This is a genomic window from Klebsiella sp. C239, assembly GCF_048822715.1.
In the GTDB taxonomy this organism is placed as follows: domain Bacteria; phylum Pseudomonadota; class Gammaproteobacteria; order Enterobacterales; family Enterobacteriaceae; genus Klebsiella; species Klebsiella quasipneumoniae.
Map to the genome: position 1 here is coordinate 117,235 of NZ_JBMEZK010000001.1, position 18,759 is coordinate 135,993.

Consider the following 18,759-nt stretch of genomic DNA (forward strand, 5'->3'; position numbering starts at 1 on the left):
AGACTATACCTCGTTAAACTGCTGATAACTTGCTTCACTAAAACCCAGCAGCATAGGACGACCGGGCGCGCAGAGCAATGGCCGTTTGATAATCGCTGGCATTTCCAGCATCAACGCGGCGGCGGCATCGGCATTATCGATGCTGTTGCGCAGCGATTCGTCCAGCTTGCGCCAGGTGGTGCCGCGGGTGTTCAGCAGCGCCTGCCAGCCCAGTTCGGCAATAAAGGTATCCAGTTGCGCGCGGTCGAGGCCATCGGCGCGGTAGTCATGGAAGCGATAGTCAATCTGATGCGCTTCCAGCCAGCGGCGGGCTTTTTTAATGGTATCGCAGTTTTTAATTCCGTACATGGTGAGCATAGATAAACCTTTAACATTCAATTAAGCGGTTAACTCAGATATTTCCGAATATATAAGCCTTATTGAAATAATACGTGATTCAGATGAATAAATATAACTTTTTACCGGGTATCTTATGCCATGTTTTCGGGTGATTAAAATTCGCCCAGTCGCGGGCATGATGTGAGGGCACTAACAATATTACGAAAATGTTGCCTGATGGTGCTCTGCGTCACATAATTTTTACAAACGAGACGGCATAGTGGCGGCAACCAGAGGTTTTATCTCTGTCAGCGGTCCACAAGACAATCAGAGCAATAGGGGAGCTCAACTTCCCATCAGCAATGAAGTTATATAGAATCGACCATAATAATAAGAGAGGCTATTATGATTGAACATGAACTGGGGAACTGGAAAGATTTTATTGAAGGCATGCTTCGTAAATAAATTTCCGCAATGTGAGCAGGGGAATAACGCGACGTAAATAAGCGCGTCATGGTTCTGAACACATAAAGAAGGCGACCATCAGGTCGCCTTTTCTGTTATTCCGGCTCGCCGCCGACGCCCGACGGTTTATTGCGGACGCTCCTTCAGCGGAAAGCGGCGGCGCACCAGCACAAAGAACAGCGGTACGAAAAAGATGGCCAGCACGGTGGCGGAGATCATCCCGCCCATCACCCCGGTACCGACCGCATGCTGGCTGCCGGAGCCGGCTCCGGTGCTGGTGGCCATCGGCAGGACGCCGAAGATAAACGCCAGCGAGGTCATCAGAATGGGGCGCAGGCGCTGACGGCAGGCCGACAGCGTGGCGCTGAGCAGATCCTGGCCTTTCTCGTTGAGCTCATTGGCGAACTCGACGATCAGAATGGCGTTTTTCGCCGACAGGCCGATCACCGTCAACAGGCCCACCTGGAAGTAAACGTCATTCTCCAGGCCGCGCATCCAGGTCGCCAGCAGGGCGCCAATCACCCCGAGCGGGACCACCAGCATCACCGAGAACGGCACCGACCAGCTCTCGTACAGCGCCGCCAGGCACAGGAACACCACCAGCAGAGAAATCGCGTACAGGGCCGGCGCCTGAGCGCCGGAGAGGCGTTCCTGATAGGACATGGCGGTCCATTCGAGGCCAAAGCCGGTTGGCAGCTGCGCGGCCAGTTTCTCCATCATGTCCATCGCGGTACCGGTACTGATGCCCGGCGCCGCCTCACCGACGATCTCCACCGCCGAATAGCCATTGTAGCGCTCCAGACGCGGGGAGCCGGTCTCCCAGCGTGAGGTGGCGAAGGCCGAGAACGGCACCATCGTGCCGCTGCTGTTGCGGACGTACCAGAGATTGATATCGTCAGGCAGCATCCGATATTTCGCCGCCGCCTGGACGTAGACTTTCTTCACCCTCCCGCGATCCATAAAGTCGTTGACGTAGCTCGACCCCCACGCGGTTTGCAGCGTATCGTTGATGTCGTCAATGGAGACGCCCAGCGCCTGAGCTTTACGCTGATCGATATCGACCTGCAGCTGCGGGCTGTCGTCGAGCCCGTTATGCCGGACCCGGGTCAACAGCGGGTTTTTACCCGCCAGCTCAAGCAGCGTATCGCGCGCCGCCATCAGCGCATCGTGCCCCTTACCGGCGTGATCTTCCAGCTCCATATCGAAGCCTGCCGAACTGCCGAGGCCGCTGATCGCCGGCGGGCTGCTGGCGATGACCCGGGCTTCGTTGATCTGATTAAACGCTTTGGTGGCGCGTTCAATAATGGCAAAGGAGGAGCCGGTTTGCGGATCGCGCTGGTCCCAGTCTTTGAGGCGCACGAACATACGGGCTACGTTCTGCCCGTTGCCGCCGGGGCCGGAGCCAACGGTAGCGAACACCGACTCCACATTTTGCCTCTCGTTATTGAGGAAGTAATCTTCCGCTTTCTGCACCACTTTCAGCGTCTGCTGTTGGGTGCTGCCGCTCGGCAACTGTACCGAGGTGGTGAACATTCCCCGATCCTCCAGCGGCAGGAATGAGGTGGGCAGATGCAGGAACAGGAACACCATCCCGCCGAGCAGAACGACGTAGATCAGCATCCAGCGCAGCGAGCGATGAAGAATTTTGCCGACGAAGGTTTCATAGCGGCTGGCGCTGCGGTTAAAGGTGCGGTTGAACCAGCCGAAGAAGCCTTTTCTCTCATGAGATTCACCTGGCTTAACCGGTTTGAGCAGGGTGGCGCAAAGGGCCGGGGTGAGGATCATGGCCACCAGCACCGAGAGGACCATCGCCGCGACGATAGTAATTGAGAACTGGCGATAGATAGCGCCGGTGGTGCCGCCGAAGAAGGCCATCGGCACAAACACCGCCGACAGCACCATCGCGATCCCCACCAGCGCGCCCTGAATTTGTCCCATCGATTTGCGGGTGGCTTCCCGCGGCGACAGGCCTTCCTCGCTCATGATGCGCTCAACGTTTTCCACCACCACGATGGCGTCATCCACCAGCAGGCCGATAGCCAGCACCATCGCGAACATCGTCAGGGTGTTGATGCTGTAGCCACAGGCATAAAGCACCGCGAAGGTGCCCATCAGCACCACCGGCACGGCGATGGTCGGGATCAGGGTGGCGCGGAAGTTCTGCAGGAACAGATACATCACGAGGAAAACCAGCAGGATCGCCTCCAGCAGGGTTTTCACCACGTCGGTAATGGAAGCCTTCACGAAGGAGGTGGTCTCGTAGGCGACTTTATATTCCAGCCCGTGCGGGAAATACTGCGACAGCTCATTGAGGCGAGCGATCACGCGCTCCGCGGTGGCCATTTCGTTGGCGCCGGAGGCGAGCTTAATTCCCAGGCCAGAGGCGGCCTGGCGGTTATAGCGGCTAAGATAGTCGTACTTCTCCGCCCCCATCTCCACGGTAGCGACATCGCCGAGGGTCACCTCTGAACCATCCTGATTGACGCGCAGGGTGATATTGCGAAACTGCTCCGGGGTTTGCAGCAGAGATTGCGAGTTGATGGTGGCGTTCAGCGCCTGCTTATCGACGGAAGGCGTGCCGCCGAGCTGGCCGACGGCAATCTGGGCGTTCTGCGAACTGATGGCGTCGGTAACATCCTTGGTGGTCAGCTGGAAGCTATTGAGCTTTGCCGGATCGAGCCAGATGCGCATTGAGTATTGCGAGCCGTAGGCGTCGATATCCCCTACGCCGTTGACGCGGCTGAGCGGGTCCTGAATGTTACTGGCGACGTAGTCGGCGATATCCTGTTTATCCATACTGCCGTCGGTGGAGACGAAGGCGAGGGTCAGGATATTGGTATCGCCAGTCTTGCGCACCGTTACCCCCTGGTTTTGCACCGCCTGCGGCAGTTTACGCATCGCCGACTGCAGCTGGTTTTGCACCTGCTGCACGGCTTCGTCCGGGTCGGTACCGGCGGTAAAACTGAGGGTGATGGTCGCCTGGCCGGTGGCGCTGCTCTGGGATGACATATACATCAGGTTATCGAGGCCGGTCATATTCTGTTCGATAACCTGGGTGACGGTATTCTCCAGGGTTTGCGCGGAAGCGCCGGGATAGTTGGCCGTGACCCGCACATTCGGCGGGGCCAGATCGGGATACTGTTCAACCGGTAGCGACAAAATGGCAAGGGTGCCCGTCAGGCATAACAGGATTGCCAGCACCCACGCAAAAATGGGGCGATCGATAAAGAAATTCGCCATCAGAATAAAAACCTCATATGCACATGTTCTTGTTATTGCACAGCCTGTGCCACTTTAGCCCCAGCGCCTCCGGCAATCGTGGAGAAATTAAGGAGATAGTGTAATTTATCATGTTGCTTTTGCCGTATCGTAAAGAAACATCGAACTTTCCTGCCGCCGGGTCGGCCACTCCGCTTCGCCCGCAGCACCTGGGGACGCATTATTCCTTGCCGGTGTGAAACCTGATTTCATTTAAGTCAAAAAAATTGATCCAAAACGGATTCTTTCCAGAAAAAGGGTATCCTGGGCAAATGAACATTGTTCCGGCCTCGTCTTGTCGGGTAATAAATAGGCATGCGCATTAAGGGGTTATTCACCAATAAGACAAAAGGAAGCCATGAACCACTTTATATTGAGCGATAGCCGAAAATGTATCGGTTGCCAGGCCTGCGAAGTGGCCTGCGTAATGGCGCATAACGAGGAGCAACATGCGCTGACCCCGCAGCGCTTTTTGCCCCGTATCACCGTGATTAAAGCAGAAGGGCAGCGTAACGCCATCACCTGCCGCCACTGCGAAGACGCCCCCTGCCTCCGCAGCTGCCCCAACGGCGCCATCGCCCAGACTGGCGACAGCGTTCAGGTCTGTCAGGAGAAATGCATTGGCTGTAAATCCTGCATGGTGGCCTGCCCGTTCGGGGTGATGCAGGTCGTGGTCACGCCGCAGGCCGCAGGCCAGGTGAAAGCCAGCGCGCAAAAATGCGATCTGTGCGCGGGCCGCGAGGCGGGACCGGCCTGTGTGGAAAACTGTCCGGCGCAGGCGCTGAGCCTCGCCGACGATGAGACATTGACCACGCTGGCCAGGCAGCGGCGTCTGCGGTCGGCCTGCCAGGAGGCGCAGCCGTGGCAGCGCGGCGCGGCCCCCGCCAGGCAGCCCGACGCTGGCGAGAAGGCCATGCAAATGGCGATGACGCCGCCGCGCGGAGAGCCGGATAAGCTGGCGGCGGAGGCGCGTAAGAGCCACTTTGAGGAGATCTATCAGCCGTTCACCCCGACGCAGGCCCGGCAGCAGGCCGCCCGCTGCCTGAAATGTGGAGAACACAGCATCTGTGAATGGACCTGTCCACTGCATAACCACATTCCGCAGTGGGTCGAGCTGGTGAAGGCAGGGGATATCGCCGCCGCGGTCGCCCTGTCCCATCAGACCAACTGTCTGCCGGAGATCACCGGCCGCGTCTGCCCTCAGGACCGGCTGTGTGAGGGCGCCTGCACCCTGCGCGATGAAAGCGGCGCGGTCACCATCGGCAATATTGAGCGATTTATATCCGACCAGGCGCTGGCCAGCGGCTGGCGTCCGGACCTCTCGCAGGTTAAGCCGAGCGGCAAACGGGTGGCGATTATCGGCGCCGGACCGGCCGGGCTGGCCTGCGCCGATGTGCTGGTGCGCCACGGCGTACAGCCGGTGGTCTTTGACCGTCATCCGGAGATCGGCGGCCTGCTGACCTTCGGCATTCCGGCGTTCAAGCTGGATAAGTCACTGTTGGCCCGGCGGCGGGCGATTTTCTGCGAGATGGGCGTCCACTTTGAGCTCAACTGCGAGGTGGGGAAAGATATCCCCCTGGCGACGCTGCTGGCTGAGTATGACGCGGTGTTCGTCGGCGCCGGAACCTATCGCTCCATGAAGGCCGGCCTGCCGAATGAAGAGGCGCCCGGGGTCTACGATGCGCTGCCGTTTCTTATCGCCAACACCAAACAGGTGATGGGGCTGGCGGAATCGGCGCAGGAGCCTTATGTCAACACCGCCGGGCTGAACGTGGTGGTGCTGGGGGGCGGCGATACGGCGATGGACTGCGTGCGCACCGCGCTGCGCCATGGCGCCCGCCAGGTGACTTGCGCCTATCGGCGGGATGAAGCCAACATGCCGGGCTCGAAAAAAGAGGTCAAAAACGCCCGCGAAGAGGGGGCGCTCTTTGAGTTTAATGTCCAGCCGGTGACGCTTGAGCTGGACGAGAACGGACGGGTGAACGGGGTTCGCTTTTTGCGCACCGAGCTTGGCGCTCCGGACGCCGGCGGAAGACGCCGCCCGACGCCGATCCCCGGCAGCGAGTTTGTTAAGCCGGCAGAGGCGGTGATCATGGCCTTTGGCTTCCACCCGCACCGCATGCCCTGGCTGGAAGCGGCCGGGGTGGCGCTGGACAGCCAGGGGCGGATTAAAGCCGGAGTGGAGAGCCGTTACCGTTATCAGACCAGTCAGGAGAAGATCTTCGCCGGCGGCGATGCCGTGCGCGGCGCCGACCTGGTGGTAACGGCGATGGCGGAAGGCCGTCATGCGGCGCAGGGGATCCTTGACTATCTGGGGCTGAAAACGACGCCGCTTCACTGACGACAAACCCGGCTCCGCAGCGTAGTATGAGGGCGTCCTTTTACGCTGTGGGGTCGGTATGTCACTCAATATTCACGTCATTAAAGATAAAATCCTCTCTGAGAACTGGTTCGTACTACGCAACATGACCTATGAGCTGACGCGGGCGGACGGCAGCGTCGTGCGCCACAAACGCGAGGTCTACGATCGCGGCAATGGCGCCACCGTGCTGCTGTATAACCGCCATAAGCAGACGGTGGTCCTGGTGCGTCAGTTCCGGGTCGCCACTTGGGTCAATGGTAATCATGACGGCATGCTGATTGAAACCTGCGCCGGGCTGCTGGACAACGACGAGCCGGAGGCCTGCATTCGGAAAGAGGCGGTGGAAGAGACCGGCTATGAAGTGGGCGAGGTGCGAAAGCTGTTTGAGCTGTTTATGTCGCCAGGCGGCGTCACCGAAGTGGTGCATTTCTTTATCGCCGAGTACAGCGACGCCCAGCGAACCACCAGCGGCGGCGGGGTGGATGACGAAGCCATCGAGGTGCTGGAGCTGCCCTTTAGCCAGGCGCTACAGATGGTCGCTGATGGGGAGATCCGCGACGGGAAAGCGGTCATTCTGCTGCAGTATCTGCAAACCTCCGGCCTGATGTCGGGGAACTCTGACAAATCCGATTGAGTCAGCGGCTGCCGTTGTCCAGGATAGGCGCCGTGGTCGGGTTTATCTGGGGTCGGGCGGTTCATGCTTTTTCGCATCATTTTTTTCCTCTTTCTGGCGGTGCTGCCTTGCTCACAGGCATGGTCGGCACCGGCGCAGCAGCGCTTCAACGACTGGCAGGTCACCTGTAATAACCAAAATTTCTGCGTCACCCGCAACGTGGGGCTGCATTATGGTCTGGTGATGACCCTCAGCCGCAGCGCCGGGGCCGCTACTGACGCCAGCCTGCGTATCGAACTGGGCGGCACCGGCAATCCGGTGGCGACGCTCGCGCCGATAGCGCCGCGCCTGCTGCTGGATGGTAAACCGCTGTCCCTGACCGACAAGCGCTGGCGCATTGAAGATAAACTCATTAAAACCGACGACAGCGTGACGATCGATGCCTTCCTTCAGCGGGTCCAGGAGGGAAAAACCCTCTCGCTGGCCAACGGCCTGCAGACCATCTCCCTGCAGGGGCTAAAAGCGGCCCTGTTATTTATCGATGCCCGGCAAAAGCGGGTGGGCAGCGAAACGGCCTGGGTCGGCAAAGGGGAGGAGCCGCCGCTCAGCGTACCGCCGGCGCCGGCGCTGCGCGCGGTGGCGAGCGCGGTCACGGCGCAGTCGCCGCTGGGACGTGATGAACTCAACGATCTGATGGATTACGGCAATGAGCGGATGAGCAACAGCAACTGCTCCCTCGATCCGTTCCGCCGCGAAATTCGCGTCACTGCGCTGACGGATGACAAAGTGCTGCTGATGACCAGCTGTGAATCCGGGGCGTACAACACCGTCTGGCTGGCCTGGCTGGTCTCCCGCCAGCGCCCGTATGTCGCCCGTCAGGTGCGGCTGACGCTGCCATTTCAGCCGCCCGGCGAGGCGCCGCGGGAGATTGAGCTGATTAACGCCAGCTATGATGACCGTCGTCATGAGCTGGTGACCCTGGACAAGGGGCGCGCGTCTGGCGATTGCGGGATCCAGACCCGCTGGCGTTTTGACGGCCAGCGGTTCAGCCTCTCCCGTTACGCACAGCAGCCGACGTGCGACAACTGGCAGGGGCCAGATGCCTGGCCCACGCTGTGGATCACCCGTTAAGCACCTGTTCGGCGGTGGCGACGATATGGTCGACCGTAAAGCCAAAGAACGGGAACAGCTGCTCCGCCGGGGCGGATTCACCGTAGCCGGTCATGCCGACGATCTTGCCTTTTAAGCCGACATATTTATACCAGTAGTCCGCTATCCCGGCCTCGACGGCCACCCGGGCGCTGACGTCCGACGGCAGCACCGACTCGCGCCAGGACTCGTCCTGAGCGTCAAACACGTCGGTGGAGGGGAGCGAAACCACCCGCACATTCACTCCGTTGGCCAACAGTTTTTCCGCCGCCAGGACGGTGATTTCCACTTCCGAGCCGGTGGCGATGAGGATCAGGTCGGGTTTGCCGCCGGCATCCTTCAGCACGTAGCCGCCCCGGGCGATATCCTGAACCTGTTGCGGGGTACGCGGCATCTGCGCCAGGTTTTGTCGCGACAAGATCAGTGCCGTCGGTCCGCCCTGACGCGCGATGGCCGCCTGCCAGGCGACGGCGGTCTCCACCTGGTCGCAAGGGCGCCAGGTGCTGAAGTTGGGCGTCAGCCGCAGACTGGCCAGCTGTTCCACCGCCTGGTGGGTCGGACCGTCTTCCCCAAGACCAATGGAGTCATGGGTATAGACCATGATCTGCCGGGCCTTCATCAGGGCCGCCATGCGCGCGGCGTTGCGGGCGTATTCCACAAACATCAGAAAGGTCGAGGTATAGGGAATGAAGCCCCCGTGCAGGGCGATGCCGTTGGCCACCGCGGTCATGCCGAATTCGCGCACGCCGTAGTGGATATAGTTGCCGGCGGCATCCTCTTTAATCGATGTCGAGCCAGACCAGATGGTCAGGTTACTCGGCGCGAGATCCGCCGAACCGCCCAGCAGCTCCGGGAGGTGCGGGCCGTACGCGTTCAGCGCATTCTGCGAGGCTTTACGGCTGGCGATCTTCGCCGGCTCGGCCTGCAGCTTCGCCACGTAGTCACGCGCCGTCGCGGCAAAATCCTCCGGCAGGGCGCCTGCCATGCGACGGGTCAGCTCAGCGGCCAGTTCCGGGAACTGCTGCTGGTAGGCGGCGAATTTCTCGTTCCAGGCGTGCTCGGCTTTTTCGCCGCGTGGCCGCGCATCCCAACCCTGATAAATCTCTTTCGGGATCTCAAAGGGCAGATATTTCCAGCCCAGCTGCTGGCGGGCCAGGGCCACCTCTTTTTCACCCAGCGCCGCGCCGTGCGACTCCTCTGAGCCGGCTTTGTTGGGCGAACCGAAGCCGATGATGGTCCGACAGATGATCAGCGACGGCTTATCTTTCACCGCCTGCGCTTCCGTAATGGCCTGTTTGATGGCCTGCGGATCGTGGCCGTCGATATCGCCGATCACATGCCAGTGGTAGGCGCGGAAGCGTTCCGCTGTATCGTCGGAAAACCAGCCTTCGGTTTTGCCGTCGATGGAGATGCCGTTGTGATCGTAAAAACCGATCAGCTTGCCCAGTCCGAGCGTGCCTGCCAGCGAACAGGCCTCATGGGAGATCCCCTCCATCAGACAGCCATCGCCCATGAAAACCCAGGTGTGATGGTCGATAATCTCATGACCGGGGCGGTTAAACTGCGCCGCCAGGGTGCGTTCGGCAATGGCCATACCGACGGCGTTCGCCAGCCCCTGGCCCAGCGGGCCGGTGGTGGTCTCCACCCCGGGGGTATAGCCATGCTCCGGGTGACCCGGCGTTTTGGAGTGCAGCTGGCGGAACTGCTTCAGCTCTGACAGCGGCAGATCGTAGCCGGTCAGGTGCAGCAGACTGTAGAGCAGCATCGACGCGTGGCCGTTGGACAGAATAAAGCGGTCGCGGTCCACCCAGCCAGGGTTCTGCGGATTGTGCTTAAGAAAATCGTTCCACAGCACTTCGGCAATATCTGCCATCCCCATTGGCGCACCGGGGTGGCCGGAATTGGCTTTCTGCACCGCGTCCATACTCAGGGCGCGGATGGCGTTGGCAAGCTCTCTTCGGGACATAGTTTTCTCCGTGAGACTAAAGTGACAGTTTGGCGGCAAGCAGATCTTCCAGTTTGCGTTGATCGACGGCGAACAGGCGGATACCCTCCGCCAGCTTTTCGACCGCCATAGGATCCTGATTATGTTCCCAGCGGAACTCCGCCTCGCTGAGCGGCACCGGGCGCGGCAGGATCTGGCTGGCAGGGATCAGTTTGCGCACCACCGGGGCGTCGCTGGCCTGCAGCTCTTTTAATAAAGGCGGGGCGATGGTCAGGCGGTCGCAGCCGACCAGGGCGAGGATCTGCTCGGTGCGGCGGAAGCTGGCGCCCATCACGATGGTGTTGTATTTATGCTGTTTGAAGTAGTCATAGATATTGCGCACGGATTTCACCCCTGGATCTTCCTCAACCACGTAAGGATCCAGCGGTTTGCGCGCCTGATACCAGTCATAAATACGCCCGACGAAAGGGGAGATCAGATAGACCCCGGCTTCGGCGCAGGCCCGGGCCTGGGCGAAGGAAAACAGCAGCGTCAGGTTGCAGTGGATCCCCTCTTTTTCCAGCGTTTCGGCGGCGCGGATCCCCTCCCAGGTGGAGGCCAGCTTGATCAGGATCCGTGACTTATCAATGCCCATCTCCTGATACAGCGCCACCAGATGGCGCGCCTTCTCGATACTCTTCTCCCGGTTGAAGGAGAGCCGGGCGTCCACCTCGGTGGAGACACGGCCAGGAATGCTTTTGAGGATCTCCGCGCCAAAATTGACCGCCAGCTTATCGCAGGCATGAGTTACCTGCGCTTCGCGGCTGCCTCCTTGCTTTTTGGCCCAGGCGATCGCGTCGTCGATGAGTCCGCTATAGGACGCCAGCCCGGCGGCCTTCAGCAGCAGGGAGGGGTTGGTGGTGGCATCTTCCGGATGGTAGTGGCGGATGGATTCGATGTCGCCGCTGTCGGCGACCACGGTGGTGAACTGTTTAATACTGTCTAGCTGATTCATGGATAAGTCCTCCTGGAACAAGGTGTTACATGAGTGCTTGCCGGTATGCGGTATAAATATTGATGAGGTACATAACCAAAAAGCATAGCAGACGGGGCTATTATTGGCGGCGAATCCGGGTAACATAACCGCTATAAATTGATAACAACCAGATCATAGCGATGGCCAGAGTTTGGCGGTGTTCAAAGTTTATCGCCCCGCCAGGAGGGATACTGTCTGCCACTGAAAGGTGAACGACAGGATGGTCATCACGCTTTTTCCCTACGAACGATACGTGAAAGAAAGGAATATAAAATGGATGAGCAGTTAAAACAGAGCGCCCTCGACTTCCACGAATTTCCGGTTCCCGGAAAAATCCAGGTCTCGCCGACCAAACCTCTCGCCACCCAGCGCGATCTGGCGCTGGCCTACTCGCCGGGCGTCGCGGCCCCCTGTCTGGAAATCGAAAAAGATCCGCTGGCGGCCTACAAATATACCGCCCGCGGCAACCTGGTGGCGGTCGTCTCCAACGGCACCGCGGTGCTGGGGCTTGGCAACATCGGCGCCCTGGCCGGCAAACCGGTAATGGAGGGCAAAGGCGTCCTGTTTAAGAAATTTGCCGGCATCGATGTGTTTGATATCGAAGTCGATGAGCTGGACCCGGACAAATTCATTAACGTCGTTGCCGCCCTCGAGCCGACCTTCGGCGGCATCAACCTCGAAGATATTAAAGCGCCGGAGTGTTTCTACATCGAGCAGCAGCTACGCGAGCGGATGAATATTCCGGTGTTCCATGACGATCAGCACGGCACGGCGATCATCAGCACCGCGGCGATCCTCAACGGCCTGCGCGTCGTTGAGAAGAATCTGTCCGACGTGCGGATGGTGGTCTCCGGCGCGGGGGCGGCGGCTATCGCCTGCATGAACCTGCTGGTGGCGCTGGGGATGCAAAAGCACAACATCGTGGTCTGCGATTCGAAAGGCGTTATCTACAAGGGTCGTGAGCCGAACATGGCGGAAACCAAAGCGGCCTACGCGGTGGAAGACGACGGCAAACGCACCCTCGATGACGTGATCGACGGCGCGGACATTTTCCTCGGCTGCTCTGGTCCGAAAGTGCTGACCCCGGAGATGGTGAAGAAGATGGCGCGCGCGCCGCTGATCCTCGCCCTGGCCAACCCGGAGCCGGAAATTCTGCCGCCGCTGGCGAAGCAGGTCCGCGATGACGCCATCATCTGCACCGGCCGCTCCGACTACCCTAACCAGGTCAACAACGTCCTCTGCTTCCCGTTCATCTTCCGCGGCGCGCTGGACGTCGGCGCGACGGCGATCAACGAAGAGATGAAGCTGGCGGCGGTGCATGCCATTGCCGAGCTGGCCCACGCCGAGCAGAGCGAAGTGGTGGCCTCCGCCTACGGCGATCAGGATTTAAGCTTTGGCCCGGACTACATTATTCCGAAACCGTTCGATCCGCGGCTGATCGTCAAGATCGCCCCCGCGGTGGCGAAGGCGGCGATGGACTCCGGCGTGGCGACGCGCCCGATCGCTGATTTTGACGCCTATATCGAGAAGCTGAGCGAGTTCGTCTATAAGACCAACCTGTTTATGAAGCCTATCTTCTCTCAAGCGCGCAAAGAGCCGAAGCGCGTGGTGCTGGCGGAAGGGGAGGAGACCCGGGTGCTGCACGCCACCCAGGAGCTGGTGTCGCTGGGGCTGGCCAAACCGATTCTGGTGGGGCGCCCGAGCGTGATTGAAATGCGCATCCAGAAGCTGGGCCTGCAGATCAAGGCCGGCGTTGACTTCGAGATCGTCAATAATGAATCCGACCCGCGGTTTAAAGAGTACTGGAGCGAGTACTACCAGCTGATGAAACGCCGCGGCATTACCCAGGAGCAGGCGCAGCGGGCGGTGATTAGCAACACCACGGTGATTGGCGCCATCATGGTTCACCGTGGCGAAGCGGATGCGATGATCTGCGGCACCATTGGCGAGTACCACGACCACTACCGCGTGGTGCAGCCGCTGTTCGGCTATCGCGACGGCGTCAGCACCGCCGGGGCGATGAACGCGCTGCTGCTGCCGAGCGGCAACACCTTTATCGCCGACACCTATGTCAATCACGATCCATCGCCGGAAGAGCTGGCGGAGATCACCCTGATGGCGGCGGAAAGCGTGCGTCGCTTTGGTATCGAACCGCGGGTGGCGTTGCTGTCGCATTCCAACTTTGGCTCTGCCGACTGCCCGTCCGCCAGCAAGATGCGCAGAACCCTTGAGCTGGTGAAGGCGCGCGCGCCGGAGCTGATGATCGATGGCGAAATGCATGGCGACGCCGCGCTGGTGGAAAGCATTCGCAACGATCGCATGCCGGACAGCCCGCTGAAGGGGTCGGCCAATATTCTGGTGATGCCGAATATGGAAGCCGCCCGGATCAGCTATAACCTGCTGCGCGTCTCCAGTTCGGAAGGGGTCACCGTCGGGCCGGTGCTGATGGGGGTAGCGAAGCCGGTGCATATCCTGACGCCGATCGCCTCTGTGCGTCGCATCGTGAATATGGTGGCGCTGGCGGTTGTCGAAGCGCAAACCGAACCGCTGTAAACGTCATAAAAAAGCCCCGGTACTCCGGGGCTTTTTGGTCTGATTTGGCGTCGCTCAGATCCAGGCTTTCACTTTAATAAACTCGTTCAGCGCCGCCTCAGGGCTGCCGGCCTCCGGCTGGTAATCATATTCCCAGCGCACCAGCGGCGGCATCGACATCAGAATAGATTCCGTCCTACCGCCGGTCTGCAGACCGAACAGGGTGCCACGGTCCCAGACCAGATTGAATTCGACGTAGCGGCCGCGGCGATAGAGCTGAAAATGGCGCTCACGCTCGCCGTACGGCGTGGCTTTTCGGCGTTCGACGATGGGTAAATAGGCGTCAGCGTAACCGTTACCCACTGCCTGCATAAAGGCGAAGCAGTGGTCAAAATCCGGGGTGTTCAGGTCGTCAAAGAACAGACCGCCAATCCCGCGCTGTTCCTGGCGGTGCTTCAGATAGAAATACTCATCGCACCATTTTTTATAGCGCGGATAGACGGCTTCGCCGAACGGCAGACACAGATCGCTGGCGGTACGATGCCAGTGGACGGCATCCTCTTCAAAGCCGTAGTAAGGGGTTAAATCAAAGCCGCCGCCGAACCACCACACCGGCTCGGCGCCAGGCTTTTCGGCAATAAAGAACCGCACGTTGGCGTGGCTGGTGGGCACATAGGGGTTCAGCGGATGGACCACCAGCGAGACGCCCATGGCTTCAAAGCTGCGTCCGGCCAGCTCCGGGCGGTGGGCGGTGGCGGAGGCTGGCATGGCGTCGCCATGGACATGGGAAAAGTTGACCCCCGCCTGCTCGAACACATTGCCGTCGCGCAGCACCCGGCTGCGTCCGCCGCCGCCGCCTTCCCGCTGCCAGGCGTCTTCAATAAACGGCGCGCCATCCACGGCGCTTAGCTGCTGACAGAGGCTGTCCTGCAGCTGGAGCAGAAAAGTTTTAACCTGCGCGGCATCGGGTTTCATTAACGTCTCTTCGAATGGGCTTTCTGGTTATCGAACCAGTGGAAATAGCTGATAATGCCGTTGGCAATCGCGGTGGCGATTTTCTGCCGGAAGGCGGTGGTGCCGAGCAGTTTTTCCTCGTTCGGGTTCGTAATGAACGAGGTTTCCACCAGCACGGACGGTATAGACGGCGACTTCAGCACCACGAACGCCGCCTGTTCGGTATTGCGGCTGTGCAGCTTATGCACCGGCTTGATCTTTTTCAGGATATGCGAGCCCAGCGTCAGGCTGTTTTTAATGGTGTCGGTCTGTACCAGATCGAACAGCACCTGCTGCAGCAGATGGTCTTTATCCGTCGCTTTCTTACCGGCGACCTCGTCGGCGCGGTTTTCGCGATCGGAGAGGTATTTCGCCATGGCGCTACTGGCGCCGCGGTTTGACAGAGCGAACACCGAGGCGCCGGCAGCGCTCGGGTTGGTGAAGCCATCGGCGTGGATCGACATAAACAGATCGGCGCCGTGCTGATGGGCAATCTCCACGCGGTCATACAGCGGGATAAAGGTATCGCCGGTGCGGGTCAGGCGGGCGTCAATGCCGTTGCTGCGCAAGATGCTGCGCACGTTCTTAGCGATCGCCAGCACCACATGCTTCTCTTTCGAGCCATTATGGCCGATAGCCCCGGTGTCGATGCCGCCGTGGCCCGGGTCGAGCATCACAATGCGGCGAGCGCCGGCCTTTTTGGCGGCGGGTTTGCTGTGTCCATTTGATGTTTTCAGTGGCTGCTCTTTTGCGCTGACCTGTGCAGTGACGCCGCTCAGCGTCATGGCAGCCAGCCCGGCTTTCAGCACCTGACGGCGCGAAGCAAGTATTTTTAAGGGTTTAAAAGTGCTCATTCGGCCTGAATTGTAAACAAGTGATGTCCAATGTTATATCGTATCGCGTTTGCCGTTACGACCATTCAAAATAAGAATTGTTTTACTTTTCATTTCAATACATGACAAAGTCATATTATGCCATTTTTTGTCGCTGATTTCGCCTGATATTGGCTATCAGTCATATTCGCGCCATAATCACTGTTTTTAACCGTCAATGGTGGGGAATACCATGGAGATTCGCGTTTTTCGCCAGCAGGATTTCGAAGAGGTTGTGACGCTGTGGGAGCGTTGCGATCTGCTGCGTCCCTGGAACGATCCGGAGATGGATATTGAGCGCAAGCTGAATCACGATGTCAGCCTGTTTCTGGTGGCGGAAGTGAACGGCGAAGTCGTCGGTACGGTGATGGGCGGATATGACGGCCATCGCGGGTCGGCCTACTATCTGGGCGTCCATCCTGAATATCGCGGTCGGGGGATCGCGAACGCGCTGCTCAACCGTCTGGAGAAAAAGCTGATTGCTCGCGGCTGCCCGAAAATCAATATTATGGTCCGCGAGGACAACGACGTGGTGCAGGGGATGTACGAGCGGCTGGGCTATGAGTACGCCGATGTCCTGACCCTGGGCAAACGCCTGATTGAAGATGAAGAATACTGAGTTTATCCCCGCCGATTTTGATGCCCATGGCCGTCTGCGTCTGCCTTTCCTTTTCTGGTGCGTGCTGTTGTTACAGGCCCGCACCTGGGTGCTGTTCTTGATGGCCGGCGCGTCGCGTCAGCAGGGCGACGCGATTCTAAATCTGTTCTATCCCGATCACGACCGCTTCTGGCTCGGTCTACTCCCCGGCGTGCCGGCGGTGCTGGCCTTTCTGCTTAGCGGCTATCGTCAGCGCCTGCCGCGCCTGTGGCGGGCGATGCGCTGGCTGCTGGTGTTATCGCAAGTGCTGCTGTTGCTGTGGCAGCCGATGCTATGGCTGAGCGGCGAATCTCCCTCCTCGCTGACCATCGGACTGCTGGCGGCGGATGGTTATGCCCTGTGGTGGCTGGCGACCAGCCGTCGCCTCGGCGCCTGTTTTCGCCAGACCACCTTTTAATGGCACTTTTTGCCGATCGTGAACTCCAACATGCGTTGAATGACTCAGAAAGGATTGTGATATGAAATCGCTACGTGTAATGCTCTGCGCGCTTCCGCTGGCGCTGACCGGCTGCTCAACGATGAGCGCGGTCAACTGGTCGGCGGCCTATCCGTGGAACTGGTTTGGTTCTTCCACCGAGGTGACCGAGCAGGGGGTGGGGAAACTGACGGCGTCCACGCCGCTCAACGAACAGGCCATTAGCGATGCGCTGGGGAGCGACTACCGTTTGCGCAGCGGAATGAAGACCGATAAGGGGAATATCGTCCACTACTTTGAAGCGCTGAAAGACAACAGCGTGGCGCTGACCATCAATGGCGACAACGGCGCCATCAGCCGGATTGACGTGCGCGATGCCGAAATCAAAACCGCCAGCGGCGTGAAAATCGGCACACCGTTCAGCGACCTGTACAGCAAAGCCTTCGGCAACTGCCAGAAAGGCAGCAATGACAATGGCGCGGTCGTCGAGTGTCAGGCCGAGGGGAGCCAGCATATCAGTTACGCCTTCACCGGTCACTGGAGCGGCCCGGACGAGCTGATGCCCTCCGACGATACGCTGAAAAACTGGAAGGTCAGCAAAATTATCTGGCGTCGCTAAATTGATCTGAAGAGACACGACGGCCCTGAAAAACGGTTACAATGGCGCGTTAGCAACGCGACAGCGTTGTAGTTGCATCATTTCAGGAGGAGCGATGTCTCAGGTTCAGAGCGGCATTTTGCCGGAACATTGCCGCGCGGCGATTTGGATTGAAGCCAATATCAAAGGGGACGTTAACGCCCTGCGCGAAGCGAGCAAAAATTTTGTCGATAACGTGGCCACCTTCCAGGCTAAATTCCCCGACGCTAAACTCGGTGCGGTGGTGGCGTTCGGCAATACCGTCTGGCGTCAGCTGAGCGGCGGCGAAGGGGCGGAGGAGTTAAAAGATTTTCCGGTCTACGGCAAAGGGCTGGCGCCATCCACCCAGTATGACCTGCTGATTCATATTTTATCCGCCCGCCATGAAGTGAACTTCTCGGTGGCGCAGGCCGCGCTGGCCGCCTTTGGCGACGCTATCGAGGTGAAAGAAGAGATCCACGGCTTCCGCTGGGTGGAAGAGCGTGACCTCAGCGGCTTCGTCGACGGCACCGAAAACCCGGCGGGGGAAGAAACCCGTCGTGAAGTGGCGGTGATCAAAGACGGCGTGGACGCGGGCGGCAGCTACGTATTCGTCCAGCGCTGGGAGCATAATCTCAAACAGCTGAACCGCATGAGCGTGCCGGATCAGGAGATGATGATTGGCCGCACCAAGGATGCCAACGAAGAGATCGATGGCGACGCACGTCCGGTCACGTCTCACCTGAGCCGCGTTGACTTAAAAGAAGATGGCAAAGGGCTGAAAATCGTCCGCCAGAGCCTGCCGTATGGCACCGCCAGCGGTACCCATGGCCTCTATTTTTGCGCCTACTGCGCGCGTCTGTACAACATCGAGCAGCAGCTGCTGAGCATGTTCGGCGATACCGACGGCAAACGCGACGCGATGCTGCGCTTCACCAAACCGGTGACCGGCGGCTATTACTTCGCGCCGTCCCTGGAGCGTATTCAGGCGCTGTAATGCTTTCCCCTCACCCTAACCCTCTCCGTGAGGGAGAGGGCCGGGGTGAGGGGGAGAGTTCCTCGAGCGTGCGCAGGATCACCTGCAGCACGCCGGTTTCGTTCCGGTCATACTTGTTATTCCAGAAGCGTAAAACGGTCCAGCCCTGCTGCTTAAGCCATGTTGTGCGCCGGGCATCGTATTCAGTCCGGCTGTCATGCTGGCCGTCGGCGAACTCAATCACCAGGCGAAATCTTGAATATAGGGTCCAGCGGGATGCTGGCGGTGAAACTTGTAGCTGGCAAAACGGCGATCGCGCAGCTGGTGCCACAGGCGGCGCTCCTGCGGCGTCAGGTGGCGGCGCAACTGCCGGGCGTCATTTGTGCTGTTTTCCATTAACAAAGTGTGCCACGCTGTTCGCTCCTCGTCCGATTTCATCACCTTATTTGCCAGCCGCTTTCAGCTAAGCTTTGCCAGGTGCTTATTCCCTTTTCGACTTCCAAATCGCCAAACGGTATATAAAACCGTTACTCCTTTCGTACCCGTTATAAATATGATGATCATCAGTAAAT

Annotated in this window: 15 protein-coding genes and 1 pseudogene; 9 read left to right on the forward strand and 7 right to left on the reverse strand. The window is 59.4% G+C overall.

Annotation, left to right across the window (positions count from 1 at the left end; genetic code table 11):
• Window positions 1-3: 3 nt before the first annotated feature.
• Window positions 4-357, reverse strand: a complete 354-nt coding sequence (locus ACOI6Z_RS00555; protein ID WP_023290610.1) for an ArsC family reductase — start codon at window positions 355-357, stop codon at window positions 4-6.
• Between the two features lie 366 nt (window positions 358-723).
• Here ACOI6Z_RS00555 and ypfM point away from each other — a divergent pair, with 366 nt between their 5' ends.
• The gene (gene ypfM / locus ACOI6Z_RS00560) at window positions 724-783 is read left to right on the forward strand and encodes a protein YpfM (protein ID WP_100181659.1); all 60 of its coding nucleotides are present in this window, start codon (window positions 724-726) and stop codon (window positions 781-783) included.
• Between the two features lie 126 nt (window positions 784-909).
• Here the strand turns inward: ypfM and acrD are convergent, their stop codons facing one another.
• Complete coding sequence (gene acrD, locus ACOI6Z_RS00565; RefSeq protein WP_023290609.1) at window positions 910-4,023, reverse strand: multidrug efflux RND transporter permease AcrD; 3,114 nt, start codon at window positions 4,021-4,023, stop codon at window positions 910-912.
• A gap of 376 nt (window positions 4,024-4,399) precedes the next feature.
• Here acrD and aegA point away from each other — a divergent pair, with 376 nt between their 5' ends.
• From aegA to ACOI6Z_RS00580, 3 genes are all read left to right on the forward strand, one after another.
• Window positions 4,400-6,382 carry a formate-dependent uric acid utilization protein AegA gene (gene aegA, locus ACOI6Z_RS00570; RefSeq protein ID WP_065812240.1) on the forward strand — a complete coding sequence of 661 codons (1,983 nt, stop codon included), beginning with the start codon at window positions 4,400-4,402 and terminating at the stop codon, window positions 6,380-6,382.
• Window positions 6,383-6,440: 58 nt separating this feature from the next.
• Entirely contained in the window at window positions 6,441-7,037 is a 597-nt protein-coding gene (gene nudK / locus ACOI6Z_RS00575) for a GDP-mannose pyrophosphatase NudK (protein WP_002913754.1), read from the forward strand.
• 63 nt (window positions 7,038-7,100) lie between these two features.
• Window positions 7,101-8,147, forward strand: coding sequence for a DUF1176 domain-containing protein (locus ACOI6Z_RS00580; protein ID WP_023290607.1), 1,047 nt, complete (start codon window positions 7,101-7,103; stop codon window positions 8,145-8,147).
• Here the strand turns inward: ACOI6Z_RS00580 and tkt are convergent.
• Window positions 8,137-10,131 (reverse strand): transketolase, encoded by a 1,995-nt coding sequence (tkt, locus tag ACOI6Z_RS00585; RefSeq protein ID WP_420686787.1) that lies wholly within the window; start codon window positions 10,129-10,131, stop codon window positions 8,137-8,139. The two genes, ACOI6Z_RS00580 and tkt, sit on opposite strands and share 11 nt — an antisense overlap.
• Window positions 10,132-10,147: 16 nt before the next feature.
• On the reverse strand, window positions 10,148-11,104 hold the full coding sequence (tal, locus tag ACOI6Z_RS00590; RefSeq protein ID WP_023290605.1) for a transaldolase: 957 nt from the start codon (window positions 11,102-11,104) through the stop codon (window positions 10,148-10,150).
• Window positions 11,105-11,398: 294 nt separating this feature from the next.
• Between tal and maeB the strand changes: the two genes are divergently transcribed.
• Window positions 11,399-13,678, forward strand: a complete 2,280-nt coding sequence (gene maeB, locus ACOI6Z_RS00595; protein WP_064157297.1) for an NADP-dependent oxaloacetate-decarboxylating malate dehydrogenase — start codon at window positions 11,399-11,401, stop codon at window positions 13,676-13,678.
• Between the two features lie 54 nt (window positions 13,679-13,732).
• On the opposite strand, the gene hemF is transcribed toward maeB, so the two are convergent.
• Window positions 13,733-14,632, reverse strand: a complete 900-nt coding sequence (gene hemF, locus ACOI6Z_RS00600) for an oxygen-dependent coproporphyrinogen oxidase (protein WP_065812242.1) — start codon at window positions 14,630-14,632, stop codon at window positions 13,733-13,735.
• Window positions 14,632-15,504, reverse strand: coding sequence for an N-acetylmuramoyl-L-alanine amidase AmiA (gene amiA, locus ACOI6Z_RS00605; RefSeq protein WP_004201984.1), 873 nt, complete (start codon window positions 15,502-15,504; stop codon window positions 14,632-14,634). The genes hemF and amiA overlap by 1 nt, the downstream gene beginning before the upstream one ends.
• Window positions 15,505-15,715: 211 nt before the next feature.
• On the opposite strand from amiA, the gene ACOI6Z_RS00610 reads away from it, so the two are divergent.
• The 4 genes from ACOI6Z_RS00610 (at window position 15,716) to ACOI6Z_RS00625 (ending at window position 18,208) form a co-directional block, all read left to right on the forward strand.
• Window positions 15,716-16,141 (forward strand): GNAT family acetyltransferase, encoded by a 426-nt coding sequence (locus ACOI6Z_RS00610; protein WP_002913637.1) that lies wholly within the window; start codon window positions 15,716-15,718, stop codon window positions 16,139-16,141.
• The gene (locus tag ACOI6Z_RS00615; RefSeq protein WP_032453690.1) at window positions 16,128-16,577 is read left to right on the forward strand and encodes a DUF2919 domain-containing protein; all 450 of its coding nucleotides are present in this window, start codon (window positions 16,128-16,130) and stop codon (window positions 16,575-16,577) included. The genes ACOI6Z_RS00610 and ACOI6Z_RS00615 overlap by 14 nt, the downstream gene beginning before the upstream one ends.
• Window positions 16,578-16,638: 61 nt before the next feature.
• Window positions 16,639-17,214 carry an RpoE-regulated lipoprotein gene (locus ACOI6Z_RS00620; protein ID WP_023290601.1) on the forward strand — a complete coding sequence of 192 codons (576 nt, stop codon included), beginning with the start codon at window positions 16,639-16,641 and terminating at the stop codon, window positions 17,212-17,214.
• Between the two features lie 94 nt (window positions 17,215-17,308).
• A complete protein-coding gene (locus ACOI6Z_RS00625; RefSeq protein WP_023290600.1) occupies window positions 17,309-18,208 on the forward strand; it encodes a Dyp-type peroxidase in 900 nt (299 codons plus the stop codon).
• A gap of 10 nt (window positions 18,209-18,218) precedes the next feature.
• Here the strand turns inward: ACOI6Z_RS00625 and ACOI6Z_RS00630 are convergent.
• Window positions 18,219-18,583: pseudogene (locus ACOI6Z_RS00630) on the reverse strand (DUF559 domain-containing protein).
• Window positions 18,584-18,759 lie beyond the last annotated feature (176 nt).